The 21416-nt window shown below is 62.7% G+C and carries 21 protein-coding genes, 1 tRNA gene and 2 pseudogenes; 10 read left to right on the top strand and 14 right to left on the bottom strand.

Annotation, left to right across the window (positions count from 1 at the left end):
* Positions 1 to 11: 11 nt before the first annotated feature.
* Together fmt and truA are read left to right on the top strand one after the other, a co-directional pair.
* Positions 12 to 944: a methionyl-tRNA formyltransferase gene (gene fmt, locus ACUXVA_RS01930; protein ID WP_265081800.1), complete on the top strand. Its 933-nt coding sequence runs from the start codon at positions 12 to 14 to the stop codon at positions 942 to 944.
* Complete coding sequence (gene truA, locus ACUXVA_RS01925; protein WP_265081801.1) at positions 944 to 1681, top strand: tRNA pseudouridine(38-40) synthase TruA; 738 nt, start codon at positions 944 to 946, stop codon at positions 1679 to 1681. Before fmt ends, truA begins: the two co-directional genes overlap by 1 nt.
* A 162-nt stretch (positions 1682 to 1843) precedes the next feature.
* Here truA and ACUXVA_RS01920 read toward each other — a convergent pair.
* From ACUXVA_RS01920 to rpmH, 12 genes and pseudogenes are all read right to left on the bottom strand, one after another.
* A pseudogene (locus ACUXVA_RS01920) lies at positions 1844 to 2400 on the bottom strand (phosphorylase family protein).
* Positions 2397 to 3551, bottom strand: a complete 1155-nt coding sequence (dapE, locus tag ACUXVA_RS01915) for a succinyl-diaminopimelate desuccinylase (protein WP_265081802.1) — start codon at positions 3549 to 3551, stop codon at positions 2397 to 2399. Before dapE ends, ACUXVA_RS01920 begins: the two are co-directional and overlap by 4 nt.
* Positions 3544 to 4167: a DUF805 domain-containing protein gene (locus tag ACUXVA_RS01910; RefSeq protein ID WP_265081803.1), complete on the bottom strand. Its 624-nt coding sequence runs from the start codon at positions 4165 to 4167 to the stop codon at positions 3544 to 3546. Before ACUXVA_RS01910 ends, dapE begins: the two co-directional genes overlap by 8 nt.
* A gap of 70 nt (positions 4168 to 4237) precedes the next feature.
* Positions 4238 to 5083 carry a 2,3,4,5-tetrahydropyridine-2,6-dicarboxylate N-succinyltransferase gene (dapD, locus tag ACUXVA_RS01905; protein WP_265081804.1) on the bottom strand — a complete coding sequence of 282 codons (846 nt, stop codon included), beginning with the start codon at positions 5081 to 5083 and terminating at the stop codon, positions 4238 to 4240.
* Positions 5084 to 5363: 280 nt separating this feature from the next.
* Entirely contained in the window at positions 5364 to 6071 is a 708-nt protein-coding gene (locus tag ACUXVA_RS01900) for a pyrimidine 5'-nucleotidase (protein WP_413776442.1), read from the bottom strand.
* A 17-nt stretch (positions 6072 to 6088) separates the two neighbouring features.
* Entirely contained in the window at positions 6089 to 7129 is a 1041-nt protein-coding gene (locus ACUXVA_RS01895; protein ID WP_265081806.1) for a DUF1036 domain-containing protein, read from the bottom strand.
* Complete coding sequence (gene argB / locus ACUXVA_RS01890; protein WP_265081807.1) at positions 7126 to 8022, bottom strand: acetylglutamate kinase; 897 nt, start codon at positions 8020 to 8022, stop codon at positions 7126 to 7128. The genes ACUXVA_RS01895 and argB overlap by 4 nt, the downstream gene beginning before the upstream one ends.
* A gap of 83 nt (positions 8023 to 8105) precedes the next feature.
* On the bottom strand, positions 8106 to 8483 hold the full coding sequence (locus ACUXVA_RS01885) for a DUF423 domain-containing protein (protein WP_265081808.1): 378 nt from the start codon (positions 8481 to 8483) through the stop codon (positions 8106 to 8108).
* Positions 8480 to 9151 carry a ribosome biogenesis GTP-binding protein YihA/YsxC gene (gene yihA, locus ACUXVA_RS01880; protein WP_265083549.1) on the bottom strand — a complete coding sequence of 224 codons (672 nt, stop codon included), beginning with the start codon at positions 9149 to 9151 and terminating at the stop codon, positions 8480 to 8482. Before yihA ends, ACUXVA_RS01885 begins: the two co-directional genes overlap by 4 nt.
* A gap of 129 nt (positions 9152 to 9280) precedes the next feature.
* Positions 9281 to 11149 carry a membrane protein insertase YidC gene (gene yidC / locus ACUXVA_RS01875; protein WP_265081809.1) on the bottom strand — a complete coding sequence of 623 codons (1869 nt, stop codon included), beginning with the start codon at positions 11147 to 11149 and terminating at the stop codon, positions 9281 to 9283.
* Positions 11150 to 11222: 73 nt separating this feature from the next.
* Positions 11223 to 11569 (bottom strand): annotated as a pseudogene (rnpA, locus tag ACUXVA_RS01870) (ribonuclease P protein component).
* Between the two features lie 23 nt (positions 11570 to 11592).
* Complete coding sequence (rpmH, locus tag ACUXVA_RS01865; protein ID WP_011471298.1) at positions 11593 to 11727, bottom strand: 50S ribosomal protein L34; 135 nt, start codon at positions 11725 to 11727, stop codon at positions 11593 to 11595.
* Positions 11728 to 12134: 407 nt separating this feature from the next.
* On the opposite strand from rpmH, the gene ACUXVA_RS01860 reads away from it, so the two are divergent.
* Both ACUXVA_RS01860 and ACUXVA_RS01855 read left to right on the top strand, forming a co-directional pair.
* The gene (locus tag ACUXVA_RS01860; protein ID WP_445490567.1) at positions 12135 to 13613 is read left to right on the top strand and encodes a sensor histidine kinase; all 1479 of its coding nucleotides are present in this window, start codon (positions 12135 to 12137) and stop codon (positions 13611 to 13613) included.
* Positions 13614 to 13869: 256 nt separating this feature from the next.
* A tRNA-Arg gene (locus ACUXVA_RS01855) sits at positions 13870 to 13947 on the top strand.
* Here ACUXVA_RS01855 and ACUXVA_RS01850 read toward each other — a convergent pair.
* On the bottom strand, positions 13918 to 14127 hold the full coding sequence (locus tag ACUXVA_RS01850; RefSeq protein ID WP_265081810.1) for a hypothetical protein: 210 nt from the start codon (positions 14125 to 14127) through the stop codon (positions 13918 to 13920). The two genes, ACUXVA_RS01855 and ACUXVA_RS01850, sit on opposite strands and share 30 nt — an antisense overlap.
* Positions 14128 to 14531: 404 nt before the next feature.
* On the opposite strand from ACUXVA_RS01850, the gene ACUXVA_RS01845 reads away from it, so the two are divergent.
* Positions 14532 to 14960, top strand: a complete 429-nt coding sequence (locus tag ACUXVA_RS01845; protein WP_445490564.1) for a Rieske (2Fe-2S) protein — start codon at positions 14532 to 14534, stop codon at positions 14958 to 14960.
* A gap of 23 nt (positions 14961 to 14983) precedes the next feature.
* On the opposite strand, the gene ACUXVA_RS01840 is transcribed toward ACUXVA_RS01845, so the two are convergent.
* The gene (locus ACUXVA_RS01840; RefSeq protein ID WP_265081811.1) at positions 14984 to 15211 is read right to left on the bottom strand and encodes an FmdB family zinc ribbon protein; all 228 of its coding nucleotides are present in this window, start codon (positions 15209 to 15211) and stop codon (positions 14984 to 14986) included.
* Between the two features lie 402 nt (positions 15212 to 15613).
* On the opposite strand from ACUXVA_RS01840, the gene ACUXVA_RS01835 reads away from it, so the two are divergent.
* From ACUXVA_RS01835 to sufC, 5 genes are all read left to right on the top strand, one after another.
* Positions 15614 to 16378, top strand: coding sequence for an SDR family NAD(P)-dependent oxidoreductase (locus ACUXVA_RS01835; RefSeq protein WP_445493386.1), 765 nt, complete (start codon positions 15614 to 15616; stop codon positions 16376 to 16378).
* A 311-nt stretch (positions 16379 to 16689) separates the two neighbouring features.
* Entirely contained in the window at positions 16690 to 18429 is a 1740-nt protein-coding gene (nifA, locus tag ACUXVA_RS01830) for a nif-specific transcriptional activator NifA (protein ID WP_445490563.1), read from the top strand.
* Between the two features lie 290 nt (positions 18430 to 18719).
* Positions 18720 to 18914: a 4Fe-4S binding protein gene (locus ACUXVA_RS01825; protein WP_445490561.1), complete on the top strand. Its 195-nt coding sequence runs from the start codon at positions 18720 to 18722 to the stop codon at positions 18912 to 18914.
* Positions 18915 to 19138: 224 nt separating this feature from the next.
* Positions 19139 to 20617 (top strand): Fe-S cluster assembly protein SufB, encoded by a 1479-nt coding sequence (gene sufB / locus ACUXVA_RS01820; RefSeq protein ID WP_265081813.1) that lies wholly within the window; start codon positions 19139 to 19141, stop codon positions 20615 to 20617.
* A gap of 36 nt (positions 20618 to 20653) precedes the next feature.
* Positions 20654 to 21412 carry a Fe-S cluster assembly ATPase SufC gene (gene sufC / locus ACUXVA_RS01815; protein WP_265081814.1) on the top strand — a complete coding sequence of 253 codons (759 nt, stop codon included), beginning with the start codon at positions 20654 to 20656 and terminating at the stop codon, positions 21410 to 21412.
* Positions 21413 to 21416: the final 4 nt, after the last annotated feature.

Here is a 21416-nt window from a genome sequence, read left to right as displayed (position 1 = left end):
CGGCTCGCAACATGCCCCTTCGTCTGATCTTCATGGGCACGCCGGACTTCGCGGTACCGACGCTGCTTGAACTGGTGGCCCACGGCCATGAGGTCGTGGCGGTCTACACGCGCGCGGCCAAGCCCTCCGGCCGCGGCATGAAGCTGCAGCCGACACCGGTGGAACGCGAGGCGACGCGGCTCGGCATTCCCGTGCTGACACCTACCACGCTGAAGACGCCGGAGGCCGAGGCGACGTTTCGCGCGCACGAAGCCGATGCCGCCGTGGTCGTCGCCTATGGCATGATCCTGCCGCAGAACATTCTCGATGTGCCCGAGCTTGGCTGTTTCAACCTGCACGGCTCGCTGTTGCCGCGCTGGCGTGGTGCGGCGCCGATCAACCGCGCGGTCATGGAAGGAGATGCCGAGAGCGGCGTGATGGTGATGAAGATGGATGTCGGCCTCGACACCGGCGACGTCGCCATGGCCGAGCGCATCGCGATCACCGATGCGATGACCGCGCAGGATCTGCACGATGCGCTGGCGCCGCTCGGCGCCGACCTGATGGTGCGGGCGATGGGCGCGCTGGAGCGCGGCCGGCTGACGTTCAGCAAGCAGAGCGAGGTGGGCGTCACCTACGCCGCCAAGATCGACAAGGCCGAGGCGAAGATCGACTGGTCGAAGCCGGCGCGTGCGGTGCTGCGGCATATCCACGGCCTGTCGCCGTTTCCCGGCGCCTGGTGCGAGGTGCCGCTCGACGGCGAGGCGGTGCGCGTCAAGATCCTGCGCTGCGCGCTGGCCAACGGCGCAGGTGCGCCGGGCGATCTGCTCGACGATCAACTCACCATTGCCTGTGGCGAGGGCGCGATCCGCATCGTCGAGCTGCAGCGCGCCGGCAAGGCGCCGATGAAGGCGGTCGATTTTCTGCGCGGCACGCCGCTCAAGCCGCCTCTACGGTTAGGCTGATGCCACGCTACAGGCTCCTTATCGAATATGACGGCGCGCCGTATTCCGGCTGGCAGGTGCAGGACAATGCGCCTTCGGTGCAGGCCGCGCTGGAAGATGCCGTGAAGGCGATCTGCGGCGAGTCCGTCCGCGTGCACGGCGCCGGCCGCACCGATGCCGGCGTTCATGCGCTGGGTCAGGTCGCGCATTGCGACATCGAACGGCCATTCGTCCCCGGCCGGCTGCGCGATGGCCTCAATGCGCATCTGCGACCGCATCCGATCGGCATCCTGTCCGCGGAGGTTGTCGCGGACGATTTCGAGGCGCGGTTCTCCGCTACGCGGCGGCACTACATCTACAAAATCGTCAACCGGCGGGCGAACCTGGCCATCGACATCGGTCACGTGTGGCGCGTGCCGCGACCGCTCGACAGCGACGCCATGCACGCGGCGGCGCAGCGGCTGCTCGGCAAGCACGATTTCACCACCTTTCGCGACACCGAATGCCAGGCGAAATCGCCGCTGCGCACGCTGGACCAGCTCGACGTGGTCCGCGACGGCGAGGCCGTCAACATCGTCACCTCGGCGCGCGCCTTCCTGCACAGCCAGGTGCGGTCCATGGTGGGGTCACTGGTGTGGGTCGGCCACGGCCGCTGGAGCGCCGACGATCTCGCCGCGGCATTGGCGGCGAAGACTCGCAGCGCCTGCGGTCCGGTGGCGCCACCTGACGGGCTGTATCTGGTGAAGGTGGATTACTGAGGCTCACACGAGCTGTCGTTGCCCGGCCGGCGCGCACTTGCGCATCAGGACCGGGCGATCCAGTACACGCAGGTGTGCGTGTTGAACATCAGCAGCTGCGTCTACTGGGTCACCCGCTTTCGCGGGTGACGACAGACTGAGCGCAAGCGACGGCCTTCTCGCTTACAGCAGATGTTTCACTGCATCCCAGAACAGCTGCTGGCCGTCCGCGACATTCGCGGTCCAGTGCTCGTGCGCGAAATCATTTGCGTCGTCGGTGATGAACTTGAAAGCGCGCCAGGGAATGTTCTGGTGCCGGCACACCGAAGCCAGCGCGAACAGTTCCATGTCGACGATGTCGACGCCGTTGGCGGTTAACCATGGATCGGATGAGGTGACAAAACTATCGCCGGTGCCGCAGATGACCTCGCCGTGGCCGGACGACAGCCGGTCCAGCTCCGGCGCATAGGGGGTCGTGCCACGCGGCGCCAGCGGCTCGGCGATCATGTCGCGCTGCACGACATGGGCGACCTCCACCAGACCGCGCAGCGATTCCTGATCTTGCCGGCGGTGCCGTAGTTGATCACCAGCGCCGGTTTCTTCGCTTGCACGGCGAGCAGGGTTGCGATCGTGGTGTTGATCTTGCCGACTCCGGTGAACACGATTTCGACCCCGGCAGGGGCGCGAGCGGTGTCGAGTTCGGCGTCGAGCGCGGTCAGAACAAGAATTTTCGTGGTCATGTGAAATAGCGGTCCAGTACGCTGCGATAGATCTTTGTGAGCTTTTCCAGATCGGCGACCGGCGTGCGTTCGTCGATCTGGTGCATGGTCTGGCCGACGAGGCCGAATTCGATCACCGGGCAATAGCGCGTGATGAAACGCGCGTCCGAGGTGCCGCCGCCGGTGTTGAGATCGGGCCTACGGCCGGTGACTTCTTCGATCGCTGCCGACACCAGATCGGTGAAAGCGCCGGGCTTGGTCACGAAGGAATCGGCATTGCACGGTTCCCAGACGATATACGCCTTGATCCGGTTGCCGGCCGCGGCGGCCAGGCGCTTGTCGATCAGTTCGCGCAGGCTCTCTTGCGTGTGCTGGTCGTTGAAGCGGATGTTGAAGCGGGCGCGCGCCTGCGCCGGGATCACATTACTCGCGGTGTTGCCGACGTCGACGGTGGTGAACTCAAGATTGGACGGCTGGAATTGATCGTTGCCGTTATCGAGCGGCTCGTTGCTCAGCGCCACGATCAAGGCAGCGATGTCGGGCACCGGATTGGAGGCGCGGTGGGGGTAGGCGACGTGGCCCTGCACGCCATCGACGATCAGCGTGCCGGACTGCGAGCCGCGGCGGCCGATCTTGATGGTGTCACCGATCGCCTCGACATTGCTGGGTTCGCCGACGATGCAGTGATCGAATTTCTCGCCACGCGCCGCCGCCCATTTCAGCAGCTTGACGGTGCCGTTGACGGCAATGCCTTCCTCGTCGCCAGTGATCAGGAAGGAGATCGAACCTTTCGGCTGGCCGCCGTTGGCCGCGAGATAGTCCAGCACGGCGGCGACGCTCGCCGCGATGCCGCCCTTCATGTCCACGGCGCCGCGGCCGTAGAGCAGGCCATCCTTCAAGTCGCCGGAGAAGGCGCCATGGCTCCAGGCGGACTCGTCGCCGGCCGGCACGACGTCGGTATGGCCTGCGAAACTGATATGCGGAGCAGCGCTGCCGATGCGGGCATAGAGATTGTCGATGTCGGGGCTGCCTTCCTCGGAGAAGGTGGCGCGGTGCAAGGCGAAGCCGGCATCGCCCAGCAGTCGCTCCAGCACGCCCAGCGCGCCGGCATCCGCGGGTGTTACGGAGGGGCAGCGCAGCAGGTCCTGCGCGATGGTGAGGGCGTCAGTCATGCCCTCGCATAACATGGCCTCCCGGCGATGGGCCAGCGCTGTGCGAGACAAATTCCAGTTCGCCCTGCTGGTCCCAGCCGGGTCGTGTATCGGGCAGGGCCAGCGGGTCCGCGCCGAACCTGTTAGGTCCGCGGGTGCCTTGGAGGAAAAGCGTCTCGACGCAGCCCCAAACGGAAAGGGCCATGGCGATCAGCCCGATGGCGAGTGTTGCGTACGAGAAGTCCAGTCGCGCTGCAAAATTGTTCAACGCCACCGGGGCTACGTAGAAATGGAAAATCCACCAGCCGCTTTTGTTGCGGTCATGCAGCCGCCTGATCGTTGCAGCGGCGAATACCCATACAGCGGCGAGACCGACCGGTGCGGCGATCGCATACAGCAGCCGCGAGACCACGGGACCTGCGCCGATAAAACTATCGCCGAATCCGAACGACAGCGGATTACGGAACAGGTCCGCCATGTCGAAGCTGATCCCATCGCCGCGATGCATGCCGCCGACGGCAGCCGACAATAATAACATCAGCAGCAGCGGCGCGAAAGAACTGGTCAGCCCGACCAGCCAGTAGTGCAGGCGGTTGCTGCGCCCTTCAGGACTGAACAGTTTTCGCGTGGTGCCCATCGCCCAACCTCCGGACGGCAAAATTGCACGCCGTCCGCAAGTTGGTCGGATTGGGGAGTATTCGGTTCGATCAGTCGCGCAGCAGTTCGTTGATGCTGGTCTTGGAACGGGTGCGCTCGTCGACGCGCTTGACGATCACGGCGCAGGCGGTCGAAGGGCCGATCTCGCCGTTCTGCATCGGCTTGCCCGGCAGGTTGCCGGGCACCAGCACGGAATATTCCGGCACCTCGCCGATGAACACTTCGCCGGTGGCGCGATCGACGATCTTGGTCGAGGCGCCCAGGAACACGCCCATCGCCAGCACCGCACCCTTGCGAACGATCACGCCTTCGGCGACTTCGGAGCGCGCGCCGATGAAGCAGTCGTCCTCGATGATCACCGGGCCGGCCTGCAGCGGCTCCAGCACGCCGCCAATGCCGACGCCGCCGGAGATGTGCACGCGCTTGCCGATCTGGGCGCAGGAGCCGACGGTCGACCAGGTGTCGATCATGGTGCTCTCGTCGACATAGGCGCCGAGATTGACGAAGGACGGCATCAGCACGACGTTCTTGGCGATAAAGGCTGAGCGGCGCACGATGGCGCCCGGCACGGCGCGGAAGGCGGCGGCGCGGAATGCATTGTCGCCCCAGCCTTCGAACTTGGACGGCACCTTGTCCCACCACGACGATCCGCCGGGACCGCCCGGGATGGCGCTCATGTCGTTGAGGCGGAACGACAGCAGCACGGCCTTCTTTAGCCACTGGTTGACCTTCCAGACGCCGTCGGCCTGCCGTTCGGCGACGCGGGCCTCGCCCTTGTCCAGCAGGTCGAGCGCGTAATCGACACCCTCGCGGACCTCGCCCTTGGTGGCGGCGTTGACGCTGTCGCGCGCCTCAAAAGCAGTGTTGATGATGGATTCAAGGGCGGACAGCGACATCGGTATTTCCTCAGGGATATTGGGCCGGCAGGCGAATTGGATGGCTTTTGTCGGGATTTGGGGAGGGAGAGTCAAGGTGGCGTTCTTCCCCTCTCCCCCAGCGCAGCGAAGCTGCGCGCCGTGGGAGAGGGTGCCCGAACGAAGTGAGGGCGGGAGAGGGAAGGCCGCAAGCGACGTCGATGGCTAGAGCCCCCTCTCCCGGCTCGAACCCGCTTCGCGGTTTCGATCCACCCTCTCCCGCCTGCGCAGCAAGTGCTGCTTGGGGGAGAGGGGAAAGCAGCTATCGCGCTTCGTTCAGCGCCGCCAAAAACCCGGTCAAATCATCGGTGACGTAATCCACATGCTCAGCATCGCGGCCTTCCAGCTCCCAGTCCTCGCGGACCACTTCGGCGGAATCGTCCGGCACCACCAGCACGGTGGTCATCTGCAACTGATGCGGCACCACCAGGTTGCGCGACAGGTCTTCGAACATGGCGGCCCTGGCCGGATCGACGCCGTGCAGCCTGAGGAACTTGTCGTAGGTCTGCGGCGCCGGCTTCGGCTCCAGTTCGGCGGCGACGATGTCGAACACCGCTTCGAACTGCTCGGCGATCCCGAGCCGGTCGAGCACCGCGCCGGCATGCGCGACCGACCCATTGGTCAGGATCAGCTTGCGGCCCAGCAGCCTTGCAATCGCCTCGCCCATGGCGGGATTGGGCTGCAGGGGCGAATGATCGATCTTGTGGACATAAGCGAGGTAGTCATCGGCGTGCACGCCATGCTCGGTCATCATGCCGCGCATCGTGGTGCCGTAGCGCTTGTAATAGTCCTTCTGGATCCTGAACGCCTCCTCCGGCGGAACCTTGAGGAAGTTCGAGACGAAGTCGCGGATGCGGACGTCAACCTGCTGCCACAGATTGACGTGGTGCGGGTACAGCGTGTTGTCGAGGTCGAAAACCCAGGTCTCGATATGGCCGAAGCCGCGGGCCGGGCTTTGTGCGAGGGTCACAAGATTCTCCTTTGTCATCACGGCAGCTCGAAACGAATCGTGCTGCCGCCGCTGCTCATGTCGACCGCAGCAAAGCCGGTGACAGCGAGGCCGCGGGTGCCGCAATCGGCCTGGTCGCTGATCTCGAACTTGCTCTCGCGGGTGCATAGCCTGGTGGCGCCGCCCCAGTTCAGCACGCGGTCCTTGAGCCTCACGGCACGGCCGACCGCGTCGGTGGCTTCGGCGAAACTGAAAACCTGCCTGGGCTGGCCGACAAGATCGGGGTGCAGGCATTTGCCCGGCTCGATCCGATACCAGCCGCGGCTGGTGATCGCCTTGCCATCGCCGGTCGCGATGGCCGCCATTACATTGTACTGGGTATCGTTGCACCAGGTCAGGCCGCTGGTGGACGGCGCCTGTACGGCATTGATCATGGTGTCGAAGAAATTCGGCGCCTTCACGATGTCTGCGGCCAGCCCGCGGCTCTTCAGGAAGGAGGCCAGCGCGTTTTGCGTCTTCGGTCCGTCGACGCCGTCGATGGGCGCGGCGTCATAGCCGGCGACCACCAGCAGCCGCTGGATCGCCGCCAGCCGCGCCTGCTCGTCGTCATATTCGCTGTCTTCGGCGAGATAAGCGACCATCTGGCCGTCGTCGGTCGTCGACGGCTTGATCATGGTGAAGGATGCCGGCGTCTGGCCGGGGCGGCACTGACGCGCCGCAGCGATAATGAAATTGTCCGGGGCGACGCACAGGCTGTCGGTGCCGTTCTGCGGCATTGGCGAGGCGCCGTAGACACCGAGCGCGCGGGCATGCAGCAGGATGCGGTCGGCGCTGAGGGTGCCCTGGACGACGACGCGGCATTGCGCCGGGTCGATGCGAAACCAGCCGCGGGTGGCGGTGGCACTTTTGTCATCGATTCCGATCGCCGCCTCGACCACATAGCTCATGCGGTTGCAGAGCTTGAGGTCGGCGCGGGCCGTGCCGATGGATGCAAATAGAGATGCGAGCGCAACAAGGAAGACGTGGATGCCCGGCACGAGGCCGGGCATGACGACGACTTTGGTGCGCGCGCTCGTCACTTGTGGATCAGCGTGCCGGTGCCCTGGTTGGTGAACAGTTCCAGCAGCACCGCATGCGGCATCTTGCCGTCGATGATGACCACGCCTTCGACGCCCTGTTCGAGCGAATAGATGCAGGTCTCGACCTTGGGAATCATGCCGCCGGAAATGGTGCCGTCGGCAATCAATTTCCGTGCGTCCTTGATCGACAGTTCCGGGATCAGCTTTTTCGACTTGTCCAGCACGCCCGGCACGTCGGTCAGCAGCAGCAGGCGCTTGGCCTTCAAGGCGCCTGCGACGGCACCCGCAAAGGTGTCGGCGTTGACGTTGAAGGTCTGGCCGTTCTTCGACGTCGCGAGCGGCGCCAGCACCGGGATCAGGTCGTAGCCGATCAACTGGTTGAGCAGCGTCAGGTCGACCTTGTCGGGTTCGCCGACGAAGCCGAGGTCGACGACCCGCTCGATATGCGAATCCGGATCGACCATGGTGCGGGTCGCCTTGGTGGCGGTCACCATGTTGCCGTCCTTGCCGCACAGGCCGACCGCCTTGCCGCCGGCCTCGTTGATGTAGCCGACCAGCTGCTTGTTGATCGAACCGGCCAGCACCATCTCGACGATCTCGATGGTGGCGGCGTCGGTGATCCGCAGGCCGGCGGCGAATTCGGACTGGATGCCGAGCCGCTTCAGCATGGTGGCGATCTGCGGGCCGCCGCCGTGCACCACCACCGGATTGATGGCGGTCTGCTCGAGGAGCACGATGTCGCGGGCGAAGGCCTTTGCCATGTCTTCCGCGCCCATGGCGTGGCCGCCATACTTGATGACGATGGTTTCCTCGTCATATTGCTGCATGTGCGGCAGCGCTTCCGACAGGATGCGGGCCTGATCGAGCGGGCTGATTTCGGGCGCGTCTGTCATGAGGCGGGTCTCACAGGGGGGCGATCTGCGGCGCGTTCTAGCCGATTGGCCGGCGCGGCGCAAAGCTTCGCTGCGGCCGCTCTCTACACGCGATTCGGCCAGGCCGCAGCCACCGCGAGCGCCAGCCAGCTGACGATCAGCAGCGTGCCGCCGGTCGGCGCGGCCATCGGGAACAGGCCATGGCCGGCATAGGTCCGCATCGTGAGGTCGCCGGCGAACAACGCCGCTGCAACCACGAAGCCGATGGCGGCGGAGAGGCCGATCTGCAGGTGCAGCACGCCGCGCTCGAGCAGGGCGACGGCGCCGAGCACCGCGGTGGCATGGAACAGCAGCATCGAGGATGCCGACGCCAATCGTGCGGCGTCGGGCTGGTGCGCAGAGGCGGCAGCGAGGATCACGCCATCGACGCCCATCACGCCGGCCAGAATGATCAGGATGCGGAACAGGCCGGACCGTGTCATCGGCTGCGCTCCGCCAGCAGCCGCACCATGGCGGCGCGCAGTTCGGGCATGCCCGCACTGGTGCGCGACGAGGTGAGCAGCAGTTCCGGGAACGCCGCCGGGTGCTTGAGCAGCGTGGTCCGCACCTCCTCGGTGCGCTTTTCGAGTTCGGCCGGCTTCACCTGATCGGTCTTGGTCAGCACGATCTGGTAGCTGACAGCGGACTTGTCCAAGGTCTTCAGGACGTCGAAATCGACATCCTTGAGGCCATGACGGGAGTCGATCAGCACATAGACTCGCGCCAGGCTGCTGCGGCCGAGCAGGAAGTTGTGTATCAGCGAGGTCCAGGAGGCAATCTTGACCTTCGGCGCCGAGGCGTAGCCATAGCCGGGCATGTCGACCAAGCGGAATTCGGCCTTTTCCGGACCTTCGAAGAAGATCAGTTCCTGGGTGCGGCCGGGGGTGTGCGAGGTCCGCGCCAGCGCGTTGCGGCCGGTGAGGGCGTTGATCAGGCTGGATTTGCCGACGTTGGAACGCCCGGCGAACGCCACCTCGACGCCGGCCATCGGCGGCAGGGTCTCGATCGAGGGCGAGGCCCAGATGAAATTCCACTCGCCGGCGAACAGCAGGCGGCCCTGTTCGATCAGCTTCTTGTCTTCGATCAGCTTCGCATCGGTTTCAGCGGTCATGCGAAGGTCCTTCATCGTGGCTTCCTCATGGTGAGGAGGCGCATCTTGCGCCGTCTCGAACCATGAGGAGTGTGGCGCTCATCCTTCGAGACGCGGCCGAAGGGGCCGCTCCTCAGGATGAGGGCTGCGTTACGTCTTTTTCTCGACCGGCGGTTTCTTGGCGAACGTCGACTTCACATTGTCGAACAGCTCCACCTTCACGCCGTTGCGGCTCATGATGTAGCTCTGCTGCAGCACCGAGAGGGTGTTGTTCCAGGCCCAATAGATCACCAGACCTGCCGGGAAGCCCGCGAGCATGAAGGTGAAGATCAGCGGCATCCAGTCGAAGATCATCTTCTGGGTCGGGTCCGGCGGCGTCGGGTTCAGCTTCATCTGGAACCACATCGTGATGCCCATGATGATCGGCCAGATGCCGAGCGCGAGATAGTGGCCGAACACCGGCAACTGGGTCGGATCGAAGCTGAGCAGGCCGAACAGGTTGAACAGGTTGGTCGGGTCGTGTGCGGAGAGATCCTTGATCCAGCCGAAGAACGGCGCGTGGCGCATTTCGATGGTGACGAACAGAACCTTGTAGAGCGAGAAGAACACCGGGATCTGCAAGGCGACGGGAAGACAACCGGCGATCGGGTTGATCTTCTCCTTCTTGTAGATCTCCATCATCTCCTGCTGCTGCTTCATCTTGTCGTCAGGGAAGCGTTCCTTCAGCGCGGCGAGCTGCGGCTGTACGGCCTTCATCTTGGCCATCGACGCGTACGACTTGCTGGCCAGCGGGAAGAACAGCGTCTTGACCAGCACGGTCACCAGCAGGATGGCGACGCCGAAATTGCCGACCAGATGATAGAACCAGTCGAGTGCGAGGAACATCGGCTTGGTGATGAAGTAGAACCAGCCCCAGTCGATCAAGAGGTCGAAGTGGTTGAGGCCGAGCGACTGGTTGTAGCCGCCGAGGCCGACAGCGAGCGGGAAGTTGATGCCGACGGTGGCGGCTTCCTTGGCGCCGGCGAACAGCCGGGCGTTGGCGGTACCGGTGCCGCCGATGGCGATGGTCTGCGCATCCTGCAGGTAATCGGTCTGGTAGGTGTGGACCGTGCCGACCAGATTGGAAGAGAAGCGCGCCTGCAGCTGCGCATTGTTGTCGGGGAGCAGCGCCGAGGCCCAGTACTTGTCGGTGATGCCGAGCCAGCCGTTGGTGACCTTGAAGTTGACCGCCTTGGCTTCGTCGATTTTCTTGTAGCCGTATTCCTGCAGGCCCTGGTCGCCGAGATAGCCGACAAGGCCTTCGTGCAGGATGTAGTAGCCTTCCACATGCGGGGTGCCGTGGCGCGAGATCAGCGCGAACGGATACAGGGTCACCGGCGCATTGCCGATATTGGTGACGTCATCCTTGATGGTGAACAGGTAGCGCTCGTCGATGGCGATCGTGCGCTTGAAGGTCAGGCCTTCGCCGTTGTCGAATTTCAATGTCACCGGCGTGGCGGGCGTCAGGGCGTTGGAGCCTTCCTGCTGCCACTGGGTGTTCTGGTCGGGGACCTTCACGGTGGCGCCGGCGCCAGCGACCCAGCCGAATTCGGCATAATAGGGCGCGGCGGTGCCCGAAGGCGAGAACAGCACGATGGCCGGCGAGGTCGGGTCGACGGTGTCGCGGAACTTGACCAGCGCCAGATCGTCGATGCGTGCGCCCTTCAGGGAAATGCTGCCCGACACCCGCGGCGTGTCGATCTTGATGCGGGGCGCGGCGGCGATGGCGGCATCGCGGCTGACGATTGGCGCGGCCGATGCCGGCTGGTTGGCAGGCACGCTGCCGGCGGGAGCGGTGCCGGCCTGCGGCGTGGTACCGGGCGTTGCGCCAGGCTGAGCCGTCGGGTTCTTCAACTGCGCTTCGATCTGGCTTTGCGCGCGCTGCTTCTCCATCTGCGGGATGTTGAAGAAATATTGCCAGCCGATCAGCACCAGGCCGGACAGGATGACGGCAAGGATGGTGTTGCGATTGTCGGTCATCGTTCAGGTCTCGTCATTCAAAGGCGGGTGCGGCTTCGGCGGCCGGCTGCGCGCTTGTCGCAGGCTGGGACTATCAGGTCACGGTTATTTTAGAGGACTGCCGGTCGAGGCGGTGCAGCGCCGAGCGGAGATCGTCGAGCATGGTTGCAAAGTCGCGGTTCAGCGCGACACGACGGCCGACTAACACATAATCGCTGTGGGGTCGCATGGATACGACGTCGACGCGCTTCACCAGTTCGCGAAGCCGGCGGCGGATACGGTTGCGCTCGGTGGCGGTTCCGTTTTTTTGGTCACGGTAAAACCGACCCTGACCGGGCCGTCATCGTCACGCAACCGGCTCTGCAACACGAAGGCAGGGCTGTTCATCCGCGGCCCATTGGCAGCGGCGAGAAAATCCGCCCGCTGCCGTAACCGGTCCATGATGAGATCTCAGGAAGGTCCGCTCAGGCGCTCAGGCGCTTGCGACCACGCGCACGACGCGCAGCCAGAACCTTGCGGCCGCCGACGGTCGCCAAGCGAGCGCGGAAGCCGTGACGGCGCTTGCGCACCAATTTGCTGGGTTGATAAGTCCGCTTCACGGGTCGTTCTCCGGGACCGGGCAATTCGCCGAGGCAATTAGCCGAGAAATGAGGATAGTCCAAAGATGCTGGCTCAATATGAGCCGTTTCCGGCCCATAAGAGCCGCCCCGGTCAAGACCGGGCCATCGCGGACAGTTGGCGGGCTTATACGGGAGCGTCCTGTTTTCGTCAATCTTGCCCTGCAGGGTGACGGCTGAACGTGAAAATCGTGAAATTCGGCGGATTATACCCATATCCAGGGTGTTTTTCTAAGGTAGGGAGCGGATCGTTCCGCTTCTGCGGTGTGTGGCGCGGGGGGCGGCCGCAGACTTTCGGCGGCGGATGCACGAATGGCGAGATCGAATCGTCATTTTGAGCCGTATCTCGTCGAGGTGCAGCGTCGCGGCGTGGGATCAGAGGCAACATAGTGTCGGCTGCAAACGAAATCGGGACGGAAACGGCGCGGCCGGGCAGGCCGCTGCGCCGGCTCGGGCTGTCCGGCAAGCTCCTGCTGCTGACCATTCCGCTGGTCCTGATTGCCGAGGTGCTGATCTACGTCCCTTCGATTGCCAATTTCCGGATCAATCGGCTGAATGACAAGCTCGCCGCGGCCAATACGGCGGCGCTGGTGCTGGACGCCGCGCCTTCCGGTATGGTGCCGGAATCGCTGGCCCGGCAGATCCTCAGCAGTATTGGCGCCCGCGCGGTGGCCATCAAGATGGGCCAGCAGCGCCGCCTGCTGGCCAGCGCCGACCTGCCGGCACAGATCGATCATGACATCGACATGCGCGACATGACGGTGTGGTCCGCCATCATGGATTCGTTCGAGGTCATGCTGGAAACCGGCAACCAGTCGATCCGGGTCATTGGCCCGGCGCCATCGGGCGCCCAGTTCATCGAGGTGGTGATCGATGAATTGCCGCTGCGCCAGGCCATGTACCGATTCTCCAGAAACCTGTTCTGGGTGTCGCTGGGCATTGCCATCCTCACCGCCGGCCTGGTTTATCTGGCGTTGCATTACTTGTTCGTGCGGCCGATGCGGCGGCTGACTGCCAATCTGGTCGGGTTCCACGAAAATCCGGAGAGTTCGGCGCGGATCATCGTTCCCAGCCAGCGCGGCGACGAGATCGGGGTGGCGGAGCGCGAATTGTCCGACATGCAGCGCGACCTGGTGTCTATGCTGCATCAGAAGAGCCGGCTCGCCGCGCTCGGCCTCGCGGTTTCCAAGATCAACCACGACCTGCGCAACCTGCTGGCGTCATCGCAGCTCCTGTCGGACCAGCTGGCCAGCGTGCCCGACCCGCGGGTGCAGCGGTTCGCGCCGAAACTGATGCGCTCGCTGGAACGCGCGATCGCGTTCTGCCAGTCGACCCTGTCCTACGGCCGGGCCCAGGAAGCCCCGCCCGACCGCCGCATGATGCTGGTCGAGCCGGTGGTCAATGAGGTCAGGGAATCTGCCGGCCTCGCCTCGGACGCCTCGATCTCCTGGATCAATGCCATCGAGCGTGGCCTGACCATCGATGCTGACCCCGACCAGCTGTTCCGCATCCTGCTGAACCTGGTGCGCAACGCCGCCCAGGCGCTGGAAGGCCAGCCGCCGAGCGAGGCCGCCCCGCAGCAGATCCGCATCACCGGACGCCGCGAAGGCGCTGTGACCATCATCGAAGTCTCGGATACCGGTCCCGGCGTGCCGCAGAAGGCCCGCAACCACCTGTTCGAGGCCTTTCAGGGCTCGGCGCGTCCGGGCGGTAGCGGATTAGGGTTGGCGATTGCCGCGGAACTGGTTCGCGCCCATGGCGGCGATATCCATCTGGTCGAAGGCACACTGGGGGCCACGTTCCGCATCAGCATGCCGGACCGTCCGGTGGAACTGCACAGCATCCGCAGCGAACGGGCGCGGGCGTGAGCTAATGAACGCGTTGATTCGACGGCCGTCGTCCCGTGGCGGCCGGACTTCCGCTCCCGAACCCGGCGAGCGACGATTTTCCTTCACTTTAATCCGCTTCAGCCGCCGGTATCGGCAATTCCTGTCGTCGAACGGTCGCACAGGTGCTTGCCAAGCCCGGCCGGAGCCGGTAGCTATGGCGCGCTTTCGCAAACAACCTGTTTCGAAAAGCATGCGACTTCAACAGGGCCTTGTGTCCTCACGATTTCCGCGGCACGCGCCCGTAGCTTCAGCTGGATAGAGCACTAGACTACGAATCTAGGGGTCAGAGGTTCGAATCCTTTCGGGCGCGCCATTTGCGTACAAAACCACGAACATTCTCGTTCGTGGTTTGTTTGCCGGTAATGACCTCCTGCAGGGTGGCCTTGCAGCCGACAATGCGAATGGTCTTGTCACCTACCTCGATGGCGATGACCACGGCGTGGACGTAGGCCTTACGACCGGTAACATCGCCGTTTTCCAGTTTATCTGTCATCAGTCGCGCAAACACGTCGATCTTTTCCGCGTCGACGGAGATTGTCGCGCGACCTTGCGAGTAACGATGGACCGTTGACGATCCGTGGCGCCGTCGTCCTCGTATTTTCGGTGCTTGGACATGCTCGAAGATTGTCGGCTCGATGATAGCCGGTGCCCGGGATTTCGACGATGTCGAAGGGGCGTTTTGACCGCCATTGCGCGATTCGCGTTTGCTGTACGGCCATAAGCCTGTCGCGCAGCAGGTATTGGTAAGTTATGGACCGGTCCGACACCGAAAGTAGATCCGAGGAGAGAACCCGCACCAATCTACACTCTGTCGCTGGCACATCGCTTGCTGAGTGAGAGATCTCGCTTCAGCGCCTGCAGGCCGAAGCGTCAATGATGGCTGGAAGGGATCCGTGAATGGACACGCTTTTTGCGATATGCGGCACCTATCAGGTGGATGACGGCCAGGCTACAGGCTTCATGCTCATGCGCAGAGAGCCGGACGGCTCGGCCAAGCCCTGGCCAATTCTTATCGCGCGCAAGGGTAACAACTTCTTCGGGTTTGAAAATGCCTGCCCCCATCAGGGCTCGCGGCTTGATACGGTGCCCGGAGAGTTCATGGATGAGGACGGCAACTTCATCACCTGCGGCAGTCATCATGCTCAGTTCGATCTCGATACCGGACATTGCTTCATCGGCCCCTGCCAGGGGAAGGCACTCACGCCGATCAGGCTGATCATTGATGATGGCGATATCTGCTTGAGCGGAATCGATCTGGCCGAAGAGGACGGGCTCGACATCCCGGAGCCGGATGAAATGCCGGAGGTGCAGATCACCGCGGATTGACCGATCGTCGAACCGATAATTGATCAGCGGCGCCGTTCAGCACGGCTGAAATTGCTCAGATGGCCCTCGCGCGCGGCTTGCGCACGTCCGGCCTTCATCAAGGCCTTGGTCTTGCCCTGCGGCGCCGTGAGTGACATCAGCCGCTGCATCCTCTTGCTGCCGCATGCCGGGCAGGCCGGTTTCTCGGAAAACCCGATCAGGAGTTCGACGTCGCCGTCACATTTTGCGCAGTGAAAACTGTAAAGCGGCATGGCTGTCCCTCCCCCGTTCGGCAATGGATATCTCTGGCGAAATCGATAGTGCAGAAACCGGACCAATCGGTAAGGCAGCGTTGCTGCGGGGCGTCGGCGTGAGTTGATGTCGGATAGTGGCGGATTTTGTATCGAACCGAACGGAAGTGTCGGAACGTCGACATGCTGCCGCTTCCAAGGCCACGCGATACTCGCAATGGGTGCGATTCGGCGGCTTTGCCTCGCGAACACAGGATGATCAGGTTGGCCCGGATCATGCAAAATCGCCCTTGTGTCGGAAACATCATGCCCCCCGCGCTGTGAATGGTCGCCGCGCGGATCCGACCGCTGACCGCGCAACGATGAACGCCGATCCGGCTCGGATCAGCGCTGGAGAACATAGTGCTCTGTCCCTATCCCGGCATGCCTCCGAAGATCGAGCCGTCCTTGGCGGAGCAAAAGAACATGGTGCTAACCGGCGCCTCGCGCGGCATAGGACATGCGACGGTCAAGTTATTTTCCGATGCAGGCTGGCGGATCATTACCTGTTCACGCCAAAGGTTCGACAGCGATCTCTGTCCATGGAATTCAGGGGCCGACGATCATGTCGAGGTTGACCTGAGCGACCACCGGGCGTTGCCCGGCGCGATTGCAGAGATCAAGGAGCGCCTCGGAGGCTTGCCGCTTCATGCGCTGATCAATAATGCGGGGCTCTCTCCGAAAAATGACGAAGGAGGCCGGCTGACGTCGCTGACGACGCCGGTCGACACCTGGATGAGTGTCTTTCATGTCAATTTTCTCGCGCCGATCCTGCTGGCGAGAGGACTGTTTGATGAACTCAACGACGGTGCAGGCACCGTCGTCAACGTTACGTCGATCGCCGGTTCCCGCGTGCATCCGTTCGCCGGTACGGCGTATGCGACCTCGAAGGCCGCATTGGCCTGTCTGACCCGGGAAATGGCCCACGACTTCGCCCCCTACGGTATTCGTGTCAACGCCATCGCCCCTGGTGAGATCAAGACCGATATCCTGTCACCGGAAACCGAAGCGATGCTTGTGCCGGTAATACCGATGCGCCGAATTGGGACGCCGGACGAGGTGGCCAAGGTCATTTACTTTCTCTGCTCGGATGCGGCGAGCTACGTCACCGGAGAGGAGATCAAGATCAACGGCGGACAGCATGTCTGATCTGTCAGCTACCGTTCACAGAGCCGCGACGATTTCAGCGAGCTGGAATTGGCTCATGATAGACTATCGCGTGCCGTCCCTTTGGTCGCGACGTATTGATCTAAGTCAATGCACTGTCACAGACGATCGCTTGCGCCTGCTATGAGAGTAGTTGATCCCCAAAGTTCGAAGGCGTTCAGCCTGCGGTACACGCCTCTATGTTCTGCACTAATGCAGCAAAGTTGAGCACGACATCGTTGTGAAGATGGGACAAGATCATAACAATCCGAAAAAAGCCGGCAGGGAACGTCATGGACTATGGAGAGACTGCCATGGCGCATGTTGACGCGATCGAATCCGCGAATCTGGACGCGCGATCTGGTACTCCGCTGATGCCGCTCAGCGAGATTGCGCTGACCGGGATCTATGAAATCTCAAAGATCCTCAATGCCCCGAACCGACTGCAGACGACGCTTGCCAGCGTTCTGAATGTGCTGTCGTCGTTCCTGCAAATGCGACATGGCGTGATTTCCCTGCTGGCAGACGACGATGTTCCCGATATCACCGTTGGCGTCGGCTGGAATGAGGGCGCCGACGAGCGTTACCGGGCTCGTTTGCCGCAGAAGGCCATTGGACAGATCGTTGCGACGGCCGTCCCGCTGGTCGTCGAAGATGTTGCGAAACATTCATTGTTTGCTACCGATGCGGCCGCACTAGGCGCCGTTGGCAGCGATCGTGTGTCGTTCATCGGAGTACCAATTCGCATTGGCGTCAAGGTGATCGGAACCCTCACGATCGACCGGGTCTGGGACGGTCGTTCGGTTTTCCGACTCGATTCCGATGTGCGTTTCCTGACCATGATCGCCAATCTGATCGGGCAGACCGTTCAGCTCTACCGGGTGGTCTCGCGCGACCGCGATCGGCTGATGGCCGAGAGCCACCGCCTGCAGAAGGAGTTGTCCGAACTCAAGCCGGTGCGCGAGCGCAAGAAGGTGCTGATCAAGGGCATCATCGGCGACAGCCCCGCGCTGCGCTCGTTGCTCGACAAGATCATTATCGTTGCCAAATCCAACTCCACCGTGCTGCTGCGTGGCGAGTCGGGCACTGGCAAGGAGTTGATTGCCAAGGCGATCCACGAGCTTTCGCCGCGCGCCAAGGGCCCCTTCGTCAAGATCAATTGCGCGGCATTGCCAGAATCGGTGCTCGAGTCCGAATTGTTCGGCCACGAGAAGGGAGCCTTTACCGGCGCCATCAATTCACGCAAGGGGCGTTTCGAACTCGCCGACAAGGGGACCATCTTTCTTGATGAGATCGGCGAGATTTCGCCGGCATTTCAGGCCAAGCTGTTGCGCGTCCTGCAGGAGCAGGAGTTTGAACGGGTCGGTGGCAACCACACCCTCAAGGTCGACGTGCGCGTGGTTACCGCGACGAACCGCAACCTCGAAGAAGCGGTCGCGCGAAACGAATTCCGCGCCGACCTGTACTACCGCATCAGCGTGGTGCCGATCCTGATGCCGCCGCTGCGCGACCGACGCAGCGACATCGCGCCGCTGGCCGCCGAATTTCTCAAGCGCTTCAATGAGGAGAACGGCCGTACTCTGTCGCTTGACGCCAGCGCACTGGAAGTGCTGATGGGGTGCGGCTTTCCTGGCAACGTGCGCGAATTGGAAAACTGCGTGCAGCGGACGGCGACTCTGGCGCAGGGAGGCTCGATCGTGATGGACGATTTCGCCTGCCGCAAGAACGAATGCCTCTCGGCAATGCTGTGGAAAGGGCCTTCGGAATTTCCGCCGGCACGGCTTCGGCCAGCGGTCCCGCTCCCGGTGCTGCCGCGCACCGCAAGTGGCAGCGCAGAAGGTTACGGACCTTCGCCAATCCAGCCTGCCGTCGACTCGATTCCGGCCACCGTTGAAGCAACCAGCTACGGGCAGGTTCCGGATCGCGAGCGCTTTATCGCGGCGATGGAGAAGTCGGGCTGGGTCCAGGCCAAGGCGGCCCGCATCCTCGGACTGACGCCGCGTCAGATCGGCTATGCGCTTAAAAAGCACGGCATCGAGGTCAAGCACCTCTAGCTGCTCCAGCTCTGCTATTTCTCCTTGAGAAGTGAAGCCGGCGCGACATCGCGCCGTGGCGGATGGTTGACCCAAGAAGATGTCGATCGCCGCGCTGGCGCATGGCGCGCAGCCTTTTGTTGAAATCACCCTTGGTGCGACTTGTCGGAGTTGCGACAGCCTGTCGTGGGCGCGACAGCGCGGCGAGTCGCCAGCGCTGAAATAGCAGTGTGAAATCAAATGCCTGCGTTCTGGCACGCGGCTTGAAAGGGTGTCGTTATCCGGCATCGACACGCATTCGGAGTTTGAAGATGGCCTATAAAATCGTCGCCTCGCAATGCACGGTATGTGGCGCTTGTGAATTTGAATGTCCCAATGCCGCCATCCGCCTGAAAAACGACATGTACATTATCGATCTGAAGAAGTGCACCGAATGCGAGGGGCATTTCGACACAGCTCAATGCGCGGTGGTGTGCCCGGTCGAAAATACCTGCGTGCCCGCATGAGGAACAGGACCATGGCATGCCGTGGCAACATCTCCCTGGCGCTGGGTGACGTGGTCGCCCGGTTGGGCGCATTGCTCATGACCGTGGTGGCCGGCGAGGACGAGCGGCTGCGCGAAACGATCGCGTGCGCTGTCAGGCGCGCGCGTCCACACCGCGGTCCAGATCCAATGAACCATTGGGGCGCCCGATACGATCCGGCGTCCCGTCGACGGGCGGAGTAACGAATGGCAGCCGTACAAGAAACCGTCGAACGGGTGCAAAGCATCGACGTCGAACAGTACAAGTATGGATTTGAGACGCTTATCGAATCGGAAAAGCCGCCCAAGGGGCTGTCCGAAGATATTGTCAGGTACATTTCTGCCAGAAAGAACGAGCCCGAGTGGATGCTGGAGTGGCGGCTACAGGCCTACCGGCGCTGGCTGACCATGACTGAGCCGAACTGGGCCCGGGTCAACTATCCGAAAATTGACTATCAGGACCTTTACTATTACTCGGCACCGAAAAAGAAGGAGATCGGATCGCTCGACGAGATCGACCCTGAAATCCTTAAGACCTATGAGAAGCTGGGCATTCCGCTGCGCGAAGTCGAGATGCTTGAAGGCGTTGTGAGGCCTGAGGGCGAGCGCCGGATCGCTGTCGATGCGGTATTTGACTCGGTTTCGGTGGCGACGACCTTCCAGAAAGAGTTGAAGCAGGCCGGCGTGATCTTTATGCCGATCTCGGAGGCAATCCGCGAGTACCCGGAACTCGTCCAAAAATATCTCGGCACAGTCGTTCCGACTTCGGATAATTATTTCGCGACGCTGAACTCGGCGGTGTTCTCTGATGGCTCGTTTGTTTACGTGCCGCCGGGCGTGCGCTGCCCGATGGAGCTGTCGACCTATTTCCGCATCAACGAACGCAACACCGGGCAGTTCGAACGGACGTTGCTGATCGCCGACAAGGGCGCCTATGTCAGCTATCTCGAGGGCTGCACCGCGCCGCAGCGCGATGAGAACCAGTTGCACGCCGCGGTGGTTGAGCTTGTCGCGCTCGATGATGCCGAGATCAAGTATTCAACAGTGCAGAACTGGTACCCGGGAAATTCCGAGGGTGTCGGCGGCATTTACAATTTCGTCACCAAGCGCGGCGACTGCCGCGGCGCCAACTCAAAGATCTCCTGGACCCAAGTTGAAACCGGGTCAGCGATCACCTGGAAATATCCGAGCTGCATCCTGCGCGGCGACAATTCTCGCGGCGAATTCTATTCGATCGCGATCTCCAATGGCCACCAGCAGGTCGATTCCGGAACCAAGATGATCCATCTGGGCAAGAACACATCGAGCCGGATCATCAGCAAGGGCATAGCTGCCGGCGTTTCGCAAAACACCTATCGCGGCCTCGTCACTGCGCATAGGAAAGCGACGGGTGCGCGCAATTTCACGGCCTGCGACTCGCTCCTGATCGGCGACACATGCGGCGCCCATACCGTCCCATACATCGAGGCGAAGAACTCGTCGGCACTGTTCGAACATGAAGCGACGACGTCGAAGATCTCCGAGGACGTGCTGTTTTACTGCGTGCAGCGTGGGCTGAGCCAGGAAGAAGCCGTCGGCCTCATCGTCAACGGGTTCGTGAAGGATGTGCTGCAACAGCTTCCGATGGAATTCGCGGTGGAAGCGCAGAAGCTGATCTCGATCTCGCTGGAAGGCAGCGTCGGGTGATGGTGTCGTATCAACTATGTAAGGAGGTAATTGCCGATGACGCCGCTCCTCGAAATCCGCGGTCTTCGGGCCGAAATCGCCGGACGGAAAATTCTCCAGGGCCTCGACCTTAGGGTCGATGCCGGTGAGATTCACGCCATCATGGGCCCGAACGGCGCCGGCAAGTCGACGCTGTCGTATGTGCTGGCCGGAAAGCCCGGCTACGAGATCACCGACGGCGAAATTCTGTTCAAGGGCGAGGACCTGCTGGCGATGGCGCCTGACGAGCGCGCCGCCAAGGGTGTGTTCCTTGCCTTCCAGTATCCGCTGGAAATCCCGGGCGTCGCCACCGTCACGTTCCTGCGCGCCGCGCTCAACGCCCAGCGTCGCAAGCGCGGCGAGGAAGAACTGACGTCGCCCGATCTGCTCAAGCGTGTCCGGGAACTGGCGAAGAAACTCGGCATCGATCCCGATATGCTCCGCCGCCCGCTCAACGTGGGCTTCTCCGGCGGCGAAAAGAAGCGCAACGAGACGCTGCAGATGGCGCTGCTGGAGCCGTTGCTCTGTGTGCTCGACGAAACCGACTCCGGCCTCGATATCGACGCCCTCAAGATCGTGGCCAACGGCGTCAATGCGTTGCGCTCCAGCGATCGCGCTATGATCGTGATTACGCACTATCAGCGGCTTCTGGACTACATCGTGCCCGATGTTGTGCACGTGCTGGCGGCCGGCCGCATTGTGAAGACTGGTGGGAAGGAACTGGCGCTTGAACTCGAAGCGACAGGTTACGCGCAATTTCAGAACGTGGCGGCGTAACGGC

The sequence above is a fragment of the Rhodopseudomonas sp. RCAM05734 genome (genome assembly GCF_052658035.1).
The sequence above is the reverse complement of the archived record's forward strand: the minus strand, read 5'-3'. Positions and strand labels throughout refer to the sequence as shown.